The sequence below is a fragment of the Sedimentitalea sp. genome, from assembly GCF_039973035.1.
GTDB lineage: Bacteria > Pseudomonadota > Alphaproteobacteria > Rhodobacterales > Rhodobacteraceae > Sedimentitalea.
Genome location: NZ_JBDWLR010000032.1, coordinates 24,819 through 42,300, shown reverse-complemented (window position 1 = coordinate 42,300; position 17,482 = coordinate 24,819). Strand labels below are relative to the sequence as shown.

The 17,482-nt window shown below is 58.3% G+C and carries 12 protein-coding genes and 1 tRNA gene; 7 read left to right on the top strand and 6 right to left on the bottom strand.

Translation table 11 applies throughout. The annotated features are described in order from the left end of the window. A complete protein-coding gene (locus tag ABJO75_RS07590; RefSeq protein ID WP_348125775.1) occupies nt 1-1,125 on the top strand; it encodes a Gfo/Idh/MocA family oxidoreductase in 1,125 nt (374 codons plus the stop codon). Between the two features lie 68 nt (nt 1,126-1,193). On the opposite strand, the gene gltB is transcribed toward ABJO75_RS07590, so the two are convergent. The 5 genes from gltB to ABJO75_RS07565 form a co-directional block, all read right to left on the bottom strand. After that, complete coding sequence (gltB, locus tag ABJO75_RS07585) at nt 1,194-5,726, bottom strand: glutamate synthase large subunit (RefSeq protein WP_348125773.1); 4,533 nt, start codon at nt 5,724-5,726, stop codon at nt 1,194-1,196. After that, nucleotides 5,723-6,175: a GFA family protein gene (locus ABJO75_RS07580; protein WP_348125771.1), complete on the bottom strand. Its 453-nt coding sequence runs from the start codon at nt 6,173-6,175 to the stop codon at nt 5,723-5,725. Before ABJO75_RS07580 ends, gltB begins: the two co-directional genes overlap by 4 nt. Then, nucleotides 6,172-6,603: a GFA family protein gene (locus ABJO75_RS07575; RefSeq protein WP_348125768.1), complete on the bottom strand. Its 432-nt coding sequence runs from the start codon at nt 6,601-6,603 to the stop codon at nt 6,172-6,174. The genes ABJO75_RS07580 and ABJO75_RS07575 overlap by 4 nt, the downstream gene beginning before the upstream one ends. Beyond that, nucleotides 6,596-7,309, bottom strand: coding sequence for a hypothetical protein (locus ABJO75_RS07570; protein WP_348125767.1), 714 nt, complete (start codon nt 7,307-7,309; stop codon nt 6,596-6,598). The genes ABJO75_RS07575 and ABJO75_RS07570 overlap by 8 nt, the downstream gene beginning before the upstream one ends. 133 nt (nt 7,310-7,442) lie before the next feature. Beyond that, nucleotides 7,443-8,882, bottom strand: coding sequence for an NAD(P)-dependent oxidoreductase (locus tag ABJO75_RS07565; RefSeq protein WP_348125765.1), 1,440 nt, complete (start codon nt 8,880-8,882; stop codon nt 7,443-7,445). Between the two features lie 230 nt (nt 8,883-9,112). Between ABJO75_RS07565 and ABJO75_RS07560 the strand changes: the two genes are divergently transcribed. Further along, the gene (locus tag ABJO75_RS07560) at nt 9,113-9,940 is read left to right on the top strand and encodes an undecaprenyl-diphosphate phosphatase (RefSeq protein WP_348125762.1); all 828 of its coding nucleotides are present in this window, start codon (nt 9,113-9,115) and stop codon (nt 9,938-9,940) included. Here the strand turns inward: ABJO75_RS07560 and ABJO75_RS07555 are convergent. Then, the gene (locus tag ABJO75_RS07555) at nt 9,917-10,900 is read right to left on the bottom strand and encodes a complex I NDUFA9 subunit family protein (RefSeq protein WP_348125761.1); all 984 of its coding nucleotides are present in this window, start codon (nt 10,898-10,900) and stop codon (nt 9,917-9,919) included. The two genes, ABJO75_RS07560 and ABJO75_RS07555, sit on opposite strands and share 24 nt — an antisense overlap. 208 nt (nt 10,901-11,108) lie before the next feature. Between ABJO75_RS07555 and ABJO75_RS07550 the strand changes: the two genes are divergently transcribed. From ABJO75_RS07550 to ABJO75_RS07530, 5 genes are all read left to right on the top strand, one after another. Next, nucleotides 11,109-11,194: transfer RNA gene (locus ABJO75_RS07550), tRNA-Leu, on the top strand. A gap of 686 nt (nt 11,195-11,880) precedes the next feature. Beyond that, nucleotides 11,881-12,570, top strand: a complete 690-nt coding sequence (locus ABJO75_RS07545) for an outer membrane beta-barrel protein (RefSeq protein WP_348125759.1) — start codon at nt 11,881-11,883, stop codon at nt 12,568-12,570. A 407-nt stretch (nt 12,571-12,977) separates the two neighbouring features. Then, the gene (locus ABJO75_RS07540) at nt 12,978-14,228 is read left to right on the top strand and encodes a sarcosine oxidase subunit beta family protein (RefSeq protein WP_348125757.1); all 1,251 of its coding nucleotides are present in this window, start codon (nt 12,978-12,980) and stop codon (nt 14,226-14,228) included. An 11-nt stretch (nt 14,229-14,239) separates the two neighbouring features. Then, nucleotides 14,240-14,527, top strand: coding sequence for a sarcosine oxidase subunit delta (locus ABJO75_RS07535; RefSeq protein WP_348125755.1), 288 nt, complete (start codon nt 14,240-14,242; stop codon nt 14,525-14,527). Further along, nucleotides 14,524-17,481 carry a sarcosine oxidase subunit alpha family protein gene (locus ABJO75_RS07530; protein ID WP_348125753.1) on the top strand — a complete coding sequence of 986 codons (2,958 nt, stop codon included), beginning with the start codon at nt 14,524-14,526 and terminating at the stop codon, nt 17,479-17,481. Before ABJO75_RS07535 ends, ABJO75_RS07530 begins: the two co-directional genes overlap by 4 nt. Nucleotide 17,482 lies beyond the last annotated feature (1 nt).

The window sequence follows — 17,482 nt, the reverse complement described above, 5'->3', positions numbered from 1 at the left end:
ATGACACGCATCAGATTGGGCATGGTGGGCGGAGGGAACGACGCCTTTATCGGCGGCGTCCACCGCATCGCATCGCGCATCGACGACCGCTTTGAACTGATGGCGGGAGCGCTGTCGTCGACGCCGGAAAAATCCCGCGCCTCTGGCGAGGCGCTGAACCTGCCGCGCGTTTATGACGATTTTAAGCAGATGGCGATCCGCGAGGCACGCCTGAAAAACGGGATTGAGGCGGTTTCCATCGTTACCCCCAACCACGTGCATTACGCCGCCGCACGTGAATTCCTGAAACGCGGCATTCACGTGATCTGTGACAAGCCCCTAACCTCTACGCTGGCCGATGCGAAAAAGTTAGTCAAAGCGGCGGAATCCTCGGACGCGCTGTTCATCCTGACGCATAACTACACGGGCTATCCGATGATACGTCAGGCGCGGGCGATGATCGCGGCCGGCGATATCGGCAACATTCGCGTTGTGCAGGCGGAATATCCGCAGGATTGGCTCACCACTGAACAGGATTTCAAACAGGCAGAATGGCGCACTGACCCGGCGCGTTCCGGTGCTGGCGGCTCGACCGGAGACATAGGTACGCACGCCTTCAACCTCGCTTGTTTTGTCACCGGTTTGGAGCCCGACAGCCTCGCCGCCGATCTCGACGCCTTTGTTCCCGGTCGGCAGGTCGATGACAATGCGCATGTCATGCTGCGTTTCAAGGGTGGGGCCAAGGGGATGCTCTGGTCCAGCCAAGTCGCACCGGGAAATGAAAATGCGCTGAAGATCCGCCTCTATGGCGACAAGGGCGGATTGGAGTGGGCGCAGGAAGATCCCAACTATCTTTGGTTCACACCGTTCGGGCAGCCCAAACAGTTGATCACCCGCAACGGGGCAGGGGCCGGTGATGCCGCCGCGCGTCTCAGCCGCGTTCCGCCGGGTCATCCCGAGGGCTATCTTGAAGGATTCGCCAATATCTACAGCGAGGCCGCAGAGGCGATCACGGCCCGGCGCGATGGCAAGGAACCCGGCCCGGACGTTGTTTACCCGACCATTCTGGACGGGTTGCGTGGTGTGCAATTCGTTGACGCCTGTGTTCGGTCCTCGGCCCGCAACGCGGCATGGATTTCGCTGTAAATACCCTCTGAAACGAAAAACGGCGCCGAACTCGATTTCGGCGCCGTTTTCATTTTCAAATGCGCAACTTACTCTGCAGGCACTGCAGTTGCTTCAAGACTCAGCGGCGCTGGCAGGTGGTTCAACATCTCTTTCGGGCAGACCTGCAGGAAATGCGATTTCTCGATATCCCAGTGTTGCAGGATGTCGGCGGCCTTGCGGCTTCCGGTCTCTGCTGCATGGCGTTCGATCAACTCTTCCAACTGGGTTTCCCAATGCGGCACAGTCACCGGACATGTCACCAACGTTTCCGTGTTCATCAGCGATTGTGACGCCCCATCCGGATCGTAGAGATAAGCCATGCCGCCGGTCATGCCTGCGCCAAAGTTTGCGCCGATCGTGCCAAGGATCACCGCGATCCCGCCGGTCATGTATTCACACCCGTTGGACCCACAGCCTTCGATGACAACCTTGGCGCCACTGTTGCGCACCGCAAACCGTTCACCCGCGCGGCCCGCCGCAAACAGGTACCCGTCGGTCGCGCCGTAAAGGACCGTGTTGCCAATGATGGTGTTTTCATCCGCCGGCAACTGGCTCACCTGCGGAGGCCGAACGACAATTGTGCCTCCGGACAGACCTTTGCCGACATAGTCATTGGCGTCGCCCGAAACCTCGAGCTTGAGCCCCGGCGCGGCGAACGCCCCCAACGACTGCCCCGCCGACCCTTGCAGTTTCACCGTCAGATGATCGGACTGGAACGCGTTGCGCATCCCGAAATTGCGCACGATATGGCTGCTGGTGCGGGTGCCGACGGTACGGTGGGTGTTCTGCACCGCATAGGACAACTGCATCTTTTCGCCGTCGCGCAGGAACCGCGCCGCGTCACGCACGATCTCAGCGTCCAGAGTGTCGGGCACCGCGTTGCGCTCCTTGTCGCGATTGTACACGATGTCGGATGCGCCATCGACGGTGATCAACAGCGGGTTCAGATCCAGATCGTCCAGATGCGCGTTGCCCCGGCTTACCTGGCTCAGCAAGTCAGCCCGGCCGATTACGTCATCCAACGACCGCGCGCCGATGCTGGCGAGCAACTCCCGTACTTCCTGCGCGTAGAAGGTGATCAGGTTCACCACCTTGTCCGCAGTTCCGGTGAACTTGTCCCGCAACGCTTCGTCCTGCGTGCAGACACCCACCGGACAGGTGTTGGATTGGCACTGACGCACCATGATACAGCCCATCGCAATCAACGCCGCTGTGCCGATGCCATATTCCTCGGCCCCCAGCATCGCTGCGATCACGATGTCGCGCCCGGTGCGCAAACCGCCATCGGTGCGCAGCGTCACCCGTTCGCGCAACTTGTTCATAGCAAGAACCTGATGCGCCTCGGTCAAACCCATCTCCCACGGCAGACCGGCATATTTGATGCTGGTTGCAGGGCTGGCCCCGGTGCCGCCATTGTGGCCGGAAATCAGGATCACGTCCGCCTTGGCCTTGGCCACACCGGCGGCGATGGTGCCAACCCCAGAACTGGCCACCAGCTTCACCGTCACCTTGCAGCGCGGGTTGATCTGCTTGAGGTCATAGATCAGCTGCGCCAGATCCTCGATGCTATAGATATCGTGGTGCGGCGGCGGGCTGATCAGCGTCACGCCCTTGGTTGAATGCCGCAAGCGCGCGATCAGGTCCGTGACCTTCATTCCCGGTAACTGACCGCCTTCGCCCGGCTTGGCGCCTTGCGCGACCTTGATCTCAAGTTCTTCGCACTGGTTCAGATATTCGGCGGTCACGCCAAAACGGCCGCTGGCCACCTGCTTGATCTTGGCTGACGGATTGTCGCCGTTTGGTTCGGGCACGAAATGCGCCGGATCTTCTCCGCCCTCGCCGGAATCCGACTTGGCACCGATCCGGTTCATCGCGACGTTAAGGGTCTTGTGCGCCTCGGGGCTAAGCGCGCCAAGCGACATGCCCGGTGTCACGAACCGTTTGCGGATCGAGGTGATGCTTTCGACCTCTTCGATCGGCACCGGTTTGTTCAGCGGTTTGATGTCCAGCAAATCGCGCAAATGGATCGGCGGATTGCTCCGCATCCTCGCGGAATACTGTTTCCACAGCTCAAACGACGCCTTGTTGCATGCCATCTGGAGCATGTGCATGGTTGACGCTTCCCAAGCGTGACTCTCGCCAGATTTGCGCGCCTTATAGAAACCGCCAATGGGCAGCACGTCCTGACCGGATTCCCAGCCGCGTGCGTGGACCTCTTCGGCCTTGTGCTGAATACCGTGGATACCGATGCCGGAAATTCGGCTGATCATGCCGGGGAAATACTCGGCGCACATGGCGCGTGAAAGTCCCACAGCCTCAAAGTTCAGCCCGCCGCGATAGGAGGAAATCACCGAGATTCCCATCTTGGCCATGATTTTCAACAGGCCTTGATCGATTGCCTCGCGATACCGCGCCACCGCCTCGGTCAGCGACCCGTCGAGCAGGCCGCGCCGCAACCGGTCAGCCAGAGAATCTTCGGCCAGATAGGCATTGACCACCGTCGCGCCGCACCCGATCAGCACCGCGAAATAATGCGGATCGATACACTCGGCACTGCGCACGTTCAGCGAACAGAATGTCCGCAACCCGTTGCGTGTCAGGTGGCTGTGTACCGCGCTGGTTGCGAGGATCATCGGCATCGCGACCTTGCCCGGACCAGAGAACTGATCGGTCAGCACGATATGCCCGGCACCGGACCGAACGGCGTCTTCGGCTTCGGACCGGATCCGGCCCAGACCAGCGTTCAATGCGCCCGGCCCTGCCTCGAACGAACAATCGATCTCGACAAAGGGAGCGTTGAACTGCTCTACCAGCTTGCCCCATTGGGAATTGCCGACAAAGGGGCTCTCTAGAACCACGATCTCGGTCTGGCTGCTGTCTTCGTCCAAGACGTTCTTGAGATTGCCGAACCGCGTTTTCAGGCTCATCACCCGATACTCGCGCAGCGAGTCGATCGGCGGGTTGGTCACCTGGCTGAAATTCTGGCGAAAGAAATGGCTCAGCGGGCGGTATTGTTTGGACAGAACCGCGCTTGGCGTATCATCGCCCATGCTGGCAAGCGCCTCTTTGCCATCCTCGGCCATTGGCGACAGGATTTGCTCAAGTTCCTCAATCGAATATCCAGCCGCGATCTGACGCTTGCGCAACTCGGCCCCATCGAACAGCGGCGCTTCCTGAACGCCGAGCAATGCCTCATCAGCATCGTTGATCTTGCCAACCCATTCACCGAAGGGCAGCGCTTTGGCCATCTTGTCCTTGATCTGCTGGTCGCGATAGAGCTTGCCCTTCTTCATATCCACGGCCAGCAACTGACCCGGGCCCAGCGCGCCTTTTTCGCGCACAGTTGCCTCGTCAATCGGCACCATCCCCGCCTCGGATCCGGCGATCACCAGCCCGTCTCCGGTCACCACGTACCGCATGGGCCGCAAGCCGTTCCGGTCCAGGCCCGCACAGACCCAGCGCCCATCGGTCATCGCCAGCGCGGCGGGGCCGTCCCATGGCTCCATCACGCTGTTGCAATAGGAATACATATCGCGCCACGCCTGCGGCAGTTCGACCGCCTGCTTGGACCAGCTCTCGGGCACCAGCATAGTTTTAGCCATTGGCGCCGACCGTCCAGCACGCACCAGCACTTCGAAAACCGAATCCAGCGCCGCGGAATCCGATGACCCGTTGGCGATGATCGGTTTGATGTCCTCGGCCATGTCGCCAAACGCCGAACTTGCCATGCGGATCTCGTGACTCCGCATCCAGTTCATGTTGCCCTTCAGCGTGTTGATCTCGCCGTTATGGGCCAGCATCCGGAACGGCTGTGCCAGCCACCATTGCGGGAAGGTGTTGGTTGAATAACGCTGGTGATAGATCGCAAACGCGCTTTCAAACCGTTCGTCCATCAGATCGGGATAGAATTCCGCAACCTGTTCGGCCAGCATCATGCCCTTGTAGATGATCGACCGGCAGGACAGCGAGGCGAGATACAGATCGCCAATCCCAGCCGCAAGCGCCGCCTTTTCGATCCGTCGCCGGATCACATAGAGCTCGCGCTCAAAGGTCTCTTCGTCGACGCCCTTGATGTTTGACAGAATGATTTGCTCGATCTCAGGCCGCGTCGCGTTCGCCTTCTCTCCCAGACAGGTCACATCGACCGGCACGTGCCGCCAGCCATAGATGTAATAGCCCATGCGCAGAATTTCGGTTTCGACGATTGTGCGGCATTTCTCCTGCGCCCCAAAATCTGTGCGCGGCAAAAAGACCTGTCCGACGGCGATCAGCTTGTCGTGGTGCGGCTCGTGGCCAGTGCGTTCGATCTGGTCGTAAAAGAACGGCACAGGGATCTGTACGTGAATGCCAGCACCATCGCCGGTTTTGCCATCCGCATCCACCGCGCCCCGGTGCCAGATCGCCTTGAGCGCCTTAATCCCGGATTCGACCACCTGACGGCTCTTGGAGCCATCAATCGACACCACAAGACCGACACCACAAGACGAATGCTCTTCACTTTCGGAATACAGTCCGTTCTCGGCCATCCACTTACGCTTTTCGGCTTCGGCCCGGGCCCAGTTTTCATCATATTTGGTCATGGATTGCTTCCTTGTTCTGGGGCCGATACCGAATCGAGTACGTCCTGTTCTGTCAGTTGCTTGCGACTGCCTGCAAAGGCATAGCCATCGGGTTTGCAGTCGATATAAACCTCTTGCGTCAACGGCAGGTCGCCGATGTCATCCAGCGATCCTGCAGACAGGCTCATCATGCCCTCAGGCAGAATATCGCCCGGCTGGATCCGGTAGAACAGGCTCGACCCGCAGGTTCCGCAGAAACCACGTTCGGCCCATTCGCTGGATTTGTAGATCCGGATGGAATCCTCACCCTCCCAGACAATCCCGTCAAGCGGCACGTCCAGTCCGAGTTCGATCCCACCACTGAATTTCCGGCACATGCCGCAATGACAGGCACCAATGTGATCCGGCGCCTGCTTCAGGGTATAACGCACCGCGCCGCACATACAGCCGCCCGTTGTTGAAACGCTCATGATTGCTCCCCCGCTTCATCCTTAGGTGCGAACAGCTCCAGACATTCGGCTTCGCTCAGCCGACGGTGATCACCGCTCAGCGCATAGCCCGTTGGGATTCTGTCAGCATAAAATTCCAGCTTCATTGTGTTGCCAGCGGCGTTGTCAAACAGTCCGGCGGCCAGATTTCGAACTTGGTCGTCGACAGTCTTGTACCAGATCGCCGATCCGCAAGTTTCACAGAACGCGCGTTCTGCCCATTCGGACGAGCAATAGGTCCGGACCGGTCCTTCAACCTTGATCGTTTCGGGATCGGTCGGCACCGTCATGAACATGCTGCTGGTCCATCTGCGGCACATATCGCAATGACAGGCACGCAAGATCGGGGCGCCCGCCGTGGCGCGAACCGTCACCGCACCACACATACAACGCCCTTCTAATTCAGCCATTGCAAGCCTCCCCCAGCCTCAAAGCCAAAAAGCCAAGTTCGTCGGGAAACTTCAGTGAGATTGGCGTTTGGTCCAGTGTCTCCGGGTCGCTCGTCTTGTTCTGGCGCGAATATGCGCCTTCAATGAAAAGGTCCAGGTCGCTTGACACCAGGATCTCAAACTCAAAATCAAGAACATTCGAGCCGCTTATGCGCTCGAAACTGCGTCGCAGCGTGCCTGTTTGAAACGGGTAACCGTCGAGTTCGACTGTTTCTCCGGTCAAGGTCGCCTCTGAAGTCAGACGGTATTCGAGATCTTTCAAACGCCCGGTTCCGATCTGTGCACTGCGAGCGGTGGTTGCAGTCCCGTTCGCCACCAGATTGGCCAGAGTGATTGAGTGGCCCTCGTCAAATGCAATATCGACGGTCTGCAGTCCGTCCCTCAGTGAATAACCTGAGAAAGCCCATTCCTTGGTGAAAATATGGGTCTCGTGCAATTCTCCGTTCAGAAAGCTGCGCTCTTCGAAATGGGTCCCGCAGTCGAGCACCGTCGTGGCGACACAGCTTTCCTTTTCAATAGTGACGACTGCTTCGCAACCCGCTGGAACTGTAATCGTATCGGCCGAATTCGCGGCGCTTGCTACACCCGAAACGACAGTTGAGAATGCGGCAACAGCGGTCGTTCTGACCGCTGATCGACGCACCCTGTACTCCGTTCTGTAGCTCACGTTGTTTACCTTGTATGTTAACTGGGTAGGTCAGACAATTTGACCATTGGCCGTCAATTTTTTTGTCCATCTATTGCGATCGACGTAGGCAGCGATCACCCCTTGGGCTGATCGCAATCCGCACCCTTACAGTTCACTCAGCGGCGATAGCCGCCGCGCCTGAATTCAGACGCTTGAGAACGGCGTCTGCACAATCACGCCCGTCTCGAATGGCCCAAACCACCAGCGACGCGCCACGCACGATATCACCAATGGCATAGACCCCGTCCAGCGCGGTTTCGCCGGTTGTGAATTCGGCCCGAACGGTGCCCCACCGGGTAACCGCAAGTTCCGGTTGCTCCCAGAGCGTCGGCAGGTCTTCCGGCTCAAAGCCGAGCGCCTTGATTACCAGATCAGCGTCTTCGACGTAATCGGCACCTTCGATGACTTCCGGAGATTGCCGGCCACTGGCATCGGGCGCGCCAAGGCGCATTTTCTGGACCATCACACCTGTTACCGCATCGTCACCGGCAAATCCTTTTGGTGCGCTGAGCCATTCAAAGATGACGCCCTCTTCCTCGGCGTTCGCCACCTCGCGCTGGCTTCCCGGCATGTTGGCCCGGTCCCGGCGATACAGGCATTTGACGCTGGTGGCGCCTTGGCGAATGCTGGTGCGGACACAATCCATTGCCGTATCACCGCCACCGATCACGACAACCCGTTTGCCTTGGGCATTCAGCTTGCCGGACTCGAAATCTTCGACCGTGTCGCCAAAACTCTTGCGGTTGCTCACCGTCAGGAAATCAATGGCCTTTTCGATACCCTGCAATCCACTTCCGGGCATTGCCAGATCGCGGGATTTATAGACACCCGTGGCAATGATGACCGCATCATGCTGCGCCCGAATCTCTTCAAAGGAAATATCCTCACCCACGGCACAGCCCAGCCGGAACGTTACACCGCCTTGTTCAAGCTGTTCGTTCCGGCGCATCACCACGTCTTTCTCAAGCTTGAAGCCCGGGATGCCATAGGTCAGCAAACCGCCTGCACGGTCATGACGGTCATAGACGGTCACCTGAACACCGGCCCTGCGCAGCACATCCGCTGCCGCGAGGCCACCCGGGCCGCCACCGATGATCCCGACGCTTTCAGTCCGTTCCTGCGCAGGCGAAATCGGCTGCACCCAGCCATTTTCCCATGCTGTATCGGTGATGTACTTTTCGACAGCGCCGATGGTCACGGTCCCATGTCCGGACTGTTCGATCACACAATTGCCTTCGCACAACCGATCCTGCGGACAGATACGCCCACAGATCTCGGGGAAGGTGTTGGTCGCCTGACTGACTTCGTAGGCTTCTTGCAACCGGCCCTCTGCTGTCAAACGCAACCAATCAGGGATGTTGTTGTGCAGCGGACAATGGCTCTGACAATAGGGTACACCGCACTGGCTGCACCGGCTTGACTGTTCCTTGGCCTTGGCATCTGCATACTCGGCATAGATCTCGTCAAAATCCTCGCGCCGCTTGCCCGCGTCACGTTTGGCCGGCATATCCCGATCGATCTGAACGAATTTCAGCATTGGTTGCTTTGCCACAGCGAGATCTCCATGATACCTTGGTTGAGAACGTCTTTAAGCGACTTGCAGAATGATTAAAAGTCAGAATTACTGACCTAAATACAAGGCTTTGTCACTGCTCTGCCGGATATTGATGCAAGCAGCCTCTAAATTAGGCAACATACCGGACCTATATTTTATCTTTCTTATTATTCTAAAGCACTTATACGTATCGGTGCAACGCTTCATGTCTTTGGCCGAACGATACCATGCCCCTGTTTCAACTGCTCCTTGTTGCCCTAATTCAGGGCCTGACAGAGTTTTTGCCGGTTTCTTCGTCCGGTCACCTGATTCTCTTGCCCGGCCTGACCGGTATGCAGGATCAGGGTCAATTGATTGATGTCGCCGTTCATGTTGGAACGCTTGGCGCGGTGGTTGTCTACTTCTGGAGCGACGTCAAAGTTGGCTTGCTGGGCCTGCCACGCCTACTGACAGGCAAGGTCGATACTCCGGGCGCAGCACTCGCACTAGGCCTGATCATCGCCACGATACCAGTCATACTGGTCGGAGCCGTCCTTCATTTCACCGGGCTCAGTGACGTACTCAGGTCAGTCGCCGTGATCGGTTGGACCATGTTGATCTTTGGCATCGTTCTCTACTGGGCCGATCAGACAGGGACACAACAAAAGACCGCAACCAGTTGGCCGCTGAAAGACGCGCTGATCATGGGCCTGTGGCAGGCCGTTTCCCTGATCCCTGGAACCTCAAGGTCAGGCATTACCATCACCGGAGCGCGCCGCCTTGGCTATGCCCGTGAAGATGCTGCGAAACTCGCGATGTTGATGTCGATACCAACAATTGCGGCATCGGGCATCCTGTTGGGTGCCGAAGTCGCCTTGGACGCCAACACCGCGGTCATGCGCGATGGGGCCATCGCCGCTGCGTTCGCCTTTTTCGCCGCTTTACTGGCGCTTACTCTGATGATGCGACTGCTGCGCAGCGTCAGTTTTACACCTTACGTGATCTATCGGATCATTTTGGGGATCGCGCTGCTGATCTATGCCTACAGTGACTCAAGTCCGCAGGTTGCTGGCTGACTTCTGAAGCGCGTCATACTGGCCAGACGGCCGAAAGCGCCACAGATACTCGGGCAGGACCGACTCCATCGCGACCGGCGCAATATCAAGGTCGGCAAACCCCTTGGCATCATCGGCAACAACATTGTCACGGCGAAGATTGCGTAGCTGATCGCGTGTCAGCACACCGTTGCTGATCAGGCCGAAAGACGCAGCCTGAAGCATGTCAAAACTGAATGCCATGATCCCCGCCATCCAGAATGGCATGTTCACCACAACGCGGCGCCGGCTGATGACGTCAAGCATCTGCGCAATCAACGCACGCATCGTCTTGATCTCTGGCCCGCCCAGTTCATAGACCCCCGGCGCAGCATCTCCGGTCACCGCCTTGACGGCGGCCTTGGCAACGTCGTCAACGTAAACGGGCTGAAACCGCGTATCTCCCGCCGCAATCGGCAGGATCGGACCCATCCGGGCCATACCGGCAAACCGATTAAAGAACTGATCCTCCGCACCGAAGATGACCGAAGGCCGCAGGATCACGGCATCCGGCATGAACTTAAGAACGGCAGCTTCCCCAAGTCCCTTGGACCGGCTGTAGTCGCTATCTGACTCCGCATCGGCCCCGATGGCTGACAGCTGAACCATGCGCGCGATTCCCTGCCCGGCAGCGATGCGCGCGACGCGTTCGGCGCCCTCGGTCTGAATTGCCTCAAAACTGTTCTTGCCGGATTCGTTCAGTATCCCTACGCAGTTCACAACCGCGTCGGCGCCCTGCATGGCCGCAGCCACCGAGCCGTCGCTGCGAATGTTGCACAATATCGGTTCAACCTGCCCGACAACGCCATAGGGACGCACGAATATCGCCTCGTTCGGACGCCTTACCGCGACCCGAACGCGCCAACCCTCTTGCGCAAGGTGGCGCGCGATATACCGCCCCACAAATCCGGATCCGCCAAAGATTGTGACCAGTTTGGACATGCCAGCGCTCCCTGCAGGTTGGGTCTCATCGGATCTACCGCCCCGAACTCATGCAAACAAGGCGCAAAAATGCCGCGCGTTCCGGAAACTGGACCCAAGGCAGGTATCGACGATGCGACACGCGCGCAAATTGGCGTTCCCGAGGGTTTTCGAAATTTCCAATTGACACCCCCCGCTCCGCCACTTAAAGGCTCCCCTCACGACACCTGCCCAGGTGGCGGAATGGTAGACGCGCTAGCTTCAGGTGCTAGTGTTCGCAAGGACGTGGAGGTTCGAGTCCTCTCCTGGGCACCAAAATCAACCCTCAAAAATCAGCACGTTACGATTCTAAGGGGATCCCCTTATCTTGTTCTCGCGAACTGCCCCACCGCACGGAGCCCATCCGATGAGGCATCGACAGCTGAAACTATGGCCGATCCTCTAAGCAAAAATTTGCACACTCGGAACAGTCGGCCATCCCATTTTTATACACCTAGCATCCGTTGCGGCAATCTTGGCGTTACGATGACAATGCCTCGAGGCGACTTCCAACACCGCAGCGCTTACGGCATAGACAAGATCGCGCATCATCGTTCAGCAATTATAATGGTATAACCGCCTCCGACATGGCCAACGCGGGCATAGTGTTCAAAATTTGGCAAAGTCCCGCGCAGATTTCAGTGGCCCAGAGGCAAGACCGTTGGACTTATCCGGATCCTAGGGTACGCTCCCGGGTCAAGCGGCAACAAGATGAGCAGGCACCTTAAAAACCATCGGTGTAAGGCGTGAGGGCGGTTGAGACGTGGCGCAAATCCGCGCCAAAGCTCAGGCTCGCAAACTTGCATACCGTTGCAAACGGAAATATGCGGGTTTGATATGAGGAAAAGAATGCCAGCTTCCTAGGCAGAGACGACCAGTAAGAACATTTAACAATGCAGATCATGTTATAGGGCGGAACCAGAATGATAAGCGGTATGAATTCAATTCTGAAGGCAACGTGTGTGAGTGTGCTCATGGTCGGGGGCGCGGCTTATGCGGGCAATATTGCGCCGGTCGGCGATGACCCGGTCGTTACTGTGCCGCCCTCGTCAAATCCAAACAGCTCAGCGCTGTTCGATGGCTTCTATGTGGGTGCCAGCATTGGATATGCCTTTGAGGGAGATGATCGCGTCGGTCTGCGTGGAAACGCCCCCAGTTTCGATATCGGCACCCTGTCAAACGACGGCGGCATCGCTGACATCCATCTTGGGTATAGGTGGAGGTTTGATACCTACGTGGTCGGCGTGGAGCTTGGCGTGGAAGGTGGATCGGTTGGCTCGGATACCTCTGGCGCGGGCTATAATGCTTCGATGGACCTGAATAACACGGTTAATCTCCGTCTCAATATGGGACGCACCTTGGACGAGCGAACACTCGTCTATGGGTTTGCAGGCGTCGCGAGAGGTGATTTTGACTATGCTGTTTCTGGCACTGGAGCCGCTGGCCCGGTATCGATTTCAGAAGATGTGACCGAGACGGGCTATGTGGTTGGCATCGGGATCGAACGCGCCCTAAGCGATCAATGGTCGATCCGATCAGAGTATCAGTACGGCAACTTCGGAAAAGTTGAGCTTTCCGATGCTGCAGGAAACACAACCTCCGCGACGCCAGACTATCACTCGATCAAGGTTGGTGTGAACTTCGCATTCTAGACGGTTGAAGAACCATCTCGTGCTACGGCTCGATCCTTCGCTAGGAATGGGAAGGCGAGTGGTGGCACATACTGCGTGTCGACTATAACTAGAACCCTTACCCATCATCTAACACGGTGAAATCTAGGATTTCAGACAGCGTTAGATGATACAGAACAAGATCGAAGCGCTCTAGGTTCGACCGAGTATCCCCAAGAGGCTGAAACCGGCCTCCCCTTATTCCCAGACGAGCCAATCCCGCGGAACCTCCCTGACAGGAAAACCAAGCGCAGAGCATCCTTGCAGGGCGGCAGAAGTGCGGCGACCGAATTGACCAATGTCGCATTTGACGTGGTTCTTGTCCGATCCCAGACTCTTATTTGCTGATGGAATGCTGCATCGTGGTGTCGCAATTGAGCGAGGTCGCGATGAGATATTCAGGTTTGCGGGTGATCAAGGAGGCCCTGACGGGTCATAAGGGCTGGAAACCCGCCTGGCGCGATCCCGAACCGCAGGCGCATTATGACTATGTCATCATCGGCGGTGGCGGACATGGTTTGGCAACGGCTTATTATCTCGCCAAGCATTTTGGCAAGAAACGCATCGCGGTACTGGAAAAGGGCTGGATCGGCGGCGGCAACGTGGGCCGAAACACGACGATCATCCGCTCCAACTATCTTCTCGATGGCAACGAGCCGTTCTATGAAATGTCGCTGAAGCTCTGGGAAGGTCTGGAGCAAGAGCTGAATTACAACGCGATGGTCAGCCAGCGCGGCATCCTGAACCTGATCCACAGCGACGCGCAGCGCGACGCCTTTGTGCGGCGCGGCAATGCAATGATCCTGAATGGAGCAGATGCCGACCTTCTCAGTGTCGATCAGATCCGTGCGCGGTATCCGTTCCTTGATTTCAACAATGCGCGCTTTCCGATCAAAGGCGGATTGGCACAGCATCGGGGTGGGACGGTCCGTCATGACGCGGTCGCCTGGGGCTATGCGCGCGGCGCGGACAGCCACGGCGTTGATATCATACAGAATTGCGAAGTGACCGGCTTTCGTGTCGAGAACGGCGTCTGCAAAGGTGTCGAAACCTCGCGCGGTTTCATCGGCGCGGGAAAGGTGGCGGCCTGTGTGGCCGGCTCATCCGGTCGCCTGATGGCGATGGCCGACATGCGTCTTCCAATCGAAAGCCACGTCTTGCAGGCCTTTGTCTCTGAAGGGCTGAAACCGGTGCTGCCCGGCGTTATCACCTTTGGCGCTGGTCACTTTTATTGCAGCCAGTCCGACAAGGGTGGTTTGGTGTTCGGTGGCGACATCGATGGGTACAACTCCTACGCCCAGCGCGGCAATCTGCCCGTCGTCGAGGACGTCTGCGAAAGTGGCATGGCGCTGATCCCAGCCCTCGGGCGCGCGCGCCTTCTACGGATGTGGGGCGGCATCATGGACATGTCGATGGATGGTTCACCGATCATCGACGCCACCCATATCGACGGCCTCTATTTCAACGGTGGCTGGTGCTATGGCGGGTTCAAGGCCACTCCGGCGTCGGGCATGTGCTATGCGCATCTGCTCGCCACCGGCAAGCCACACGAGGTTGCCACCGCCTACCGCTTTGACCGGTTCCGTCGTGGTTACATGATCGACGAAAAAGGCATGGGCGCACAGCCCAACCTGCATTGAGGTGCTGAGACATGCTTATTGACCATCCCCTTCTTGGCCTCCGCGACTCGCAAGAGTTCACCTATTTGGGTGATGCATCTCTGATCGATCGCCCGGACTGGCAGGCCGACGATGCCGCCGATCAATTCCACGACTATCTCTATCAGCGCGACAACCCGGCCGGTCTCCACCGTGAATTGTGGTTTCACGAAGTTGGCGACCGCAGTTGGCTGTTGGTGACGCGCAACACGGTGACCCACGAAATCACATCCGTCGAAATGGCCCGCGACGTGGCCCGCAGCAAGGGGCGTGGCAAATGAGCCAGATAAACAGGCTTGATGGTGGCCAGATCAACACTGGCCGGACGATCAATTTCACCTTTGATAGCAAGAAATACCAGGGATATCCCGGCGATACGCTGGCCTCGGCTCTGCTGGCCAACGGCGTACGGCTGATGGGCCGGTCATTCAAATATCACCGCCCGCGTGGAGTCCTGACCTCTGGCAGCGAAGAACCGAACGCACTGGTCGAGTTGCGCAGCGGCGCACGGCAAGAGCCGAACACACGCGCCACCACCGCAGAGCTTTTCGATGGGTTGGAAGCGAACAGCCAGAACCGCTGGCCATCCCTGAAATTCGATGCCATGGCGATCAACGACCGATTCTCGAATTTCCTGACCGCTGGATTCTACTACAAGACCTTCATGTGGCCTGCTGCCTTCTGGGAAAAGCTCTATGAGCCGATCATCCGCAAGGCCGCCGGCCTAGGATCGTTATCGTTGCAAGAAGATCCCGATCAGTACGACAAGGGCTTCTTGCATTGCGATCTTCTGATCGTCGGCGCCGGTCCATCGGGGCTGGCAGCGGCGCTGACAGCAGGACGTGCGGGTGCGCGGGTGATCCTTGCAGACGAAGATTTCGCCTTTGGCGGCCGCCTGAATGCCGAAACCTTTGCCATTGGCGATAACTCTGGCCCTGATTGGGTCGCGGCCACCTTGGCAGAGCTACAATCCCTGCCCAATGTCCGCTGCATGACCCGCACGACCGTGATCGGCGCGTTTGATCATGGCATTCAAGGCGCGGTCGAGCGGGTTTCGGATCATCTGGCAACTCCTGCCGCCGGCAAACCGCGGCAAATTCTGTGGCGCATCTACGCCAAGCGGACCCTGCTGTGCGCCGGTGCCATCGAGCGCCCGATCTCCTTTGAGAACAACGACCGCCCCGGCATCATGCTGGCAGGAGCGATGCGTGCCTATGTCAATCGTTGGGCTGCGACACCGGCAAAGAAGGTCGCGATCTTTACCAACAATGATGACGGCCACCGCACCGCAGTTGATCTGATGGCCAAAGGTGTCACCGTCGCCGCCGTCATCGACACTCGCGCCGATGCACCACGCATCGCCGATTGCGAGCTATTGTCGGGCGCACAGGTCGTGGACACGTCGGGCCGTCTGGGGCTGTCGTTTGTCAAGCTGCGGCTGGCTGACCGCTCCGAACGCACCATCGAATGCGGCGCGCTTGGCGTATCCGGTGGCTGGAACCCGAACGTGCATCTGACGTGCCATCAACGCGGGCGCCCTGTCTGGAACGAGGCGATTGCTGCATTCGTTCCGGGCGGCGACTTGCCGACAGGTCAGAGCGTTGCGGGTGCCGCGAGTGGTGAATTCTCGACCCATGCGGCGCTTGGCACCGGCTCCAAAGAAGCCGCCGCCGCATTGCGTGATATCGGCATCAAGGCCCGCGCAATCACTCTGCCCAAGGCAGAAGATGCACCCGTAAACCTGCAACCATTCTGGTATGTCGGCGAAGGCAAGGGCCGCGCCTGGTTGGATCAGCAGAACGATGTGACCGTCAAGGACGTAAAGCTGGCGCATCAGGAAAATTTCCGCTCGGTCGAACATCTGAAACGCTATACCACGCTTGGCATGGCCACGGATCAGGGCAAGACGTCAAACATGGGCGGGCTTGCGATCATGGCCGAACTTGCAGGCAAGTCGATCCCCGAGGTCGGCACGACAATCTTTCGCCCACCTTACACGCCCGTTGCGATGGGGGCCTTTGGTGGCCGGTCGCGCGGCAAGCATTTTCACCCGGTCCGCGAGACGCCCAGCCACAAATGGGCCGTCGAGCAAGGCGCGGTCTTTGTCGAAGTCGGTAACTGGCTGCGTGCGCAGTGGTTTCCGCGCCCCGGCGAAACCACCTGGCGCGAAAGCGTTGATCGCGAAGTACGCGCCGTGCGGGGTTCGGTCGGGGTGTGTGACGTGACAACCTTGGGCAAGATCGACGTGCAGGGCACCGATGCCGCAGAGTTCCTGAACAAGGTTTATGCAAACGGGTTTGCCAAACTTGCCGTGGGCAAGACACGCTATGGTCTGATGCTGCGCGAGGATGGCATCGCAATGGATGATGGTACCACCGCACGATTGGCCGAAGATCATTTCGTGATGACAACCACAACGGCAAACGCGGTCTCCGTGTACCGCCATATGGAGTTCGTGCGTCAGTGCCTCTGGCCTGACCTTGATGTGCAGTTGATCTCGACCACCGAAGCCTGGGCTCAATATGCCGTGGCGGGGCTAAACGCGCGTAAACTGCTGGAAAAGATCGTCGATCCCGAGTTCGACATGTCCAACGAAGGCTTTCCCTTCATGGCCTGCGGTGAAATCACAGTTTGCGGCGGCCTGCGGGCGCGGCTGTTCCGAATTTCGTTTTCGGGCGAACTGGCCTACGAGATCGCTGTGCCGACACGCTATGGTGATGCTTTGATCCGCCGGATCATGCAGGCGGGCGAAGAATTCGACGTTGTTCCCTATGGCACCGAAGCGCTTGGCGTCATGCGGATCGAAAAGGGCCACGCGGCGGGCAACGAACTGAACGGAACGACAACTGCGCTGAACCTCGGCATGGGCCGGATGGTATCCAAGAAAAAAGACTCTATCGGCTCCACCCTGTCAGAACGCGAGGGGCTGAATACCGAAGATGCCTTGGCCCTTGTCGGCTTTAAGCCCAAGAACAATGCCGAAAAGGTGACGGCCGGTGGGCATCTGATGCAGCAGGGCACCACGGTGGATGCCGCACATGATCAGGGCTATGTCACCTCGGCCGCCTATTCGCCGATCCTCAATAGCTCGATCGGCATCGGGTTTCTCAAGAGTGGCCTCAGCCGCATGGGCGAAACCTTGCGACTGGTCAGCCCGCTGACCGGCACCGATATCGAAGTCGAAGTCGTTTCCGCGCATTTCGTCGATCCAGAAGGGGAACGTCTCCGTGCATGAT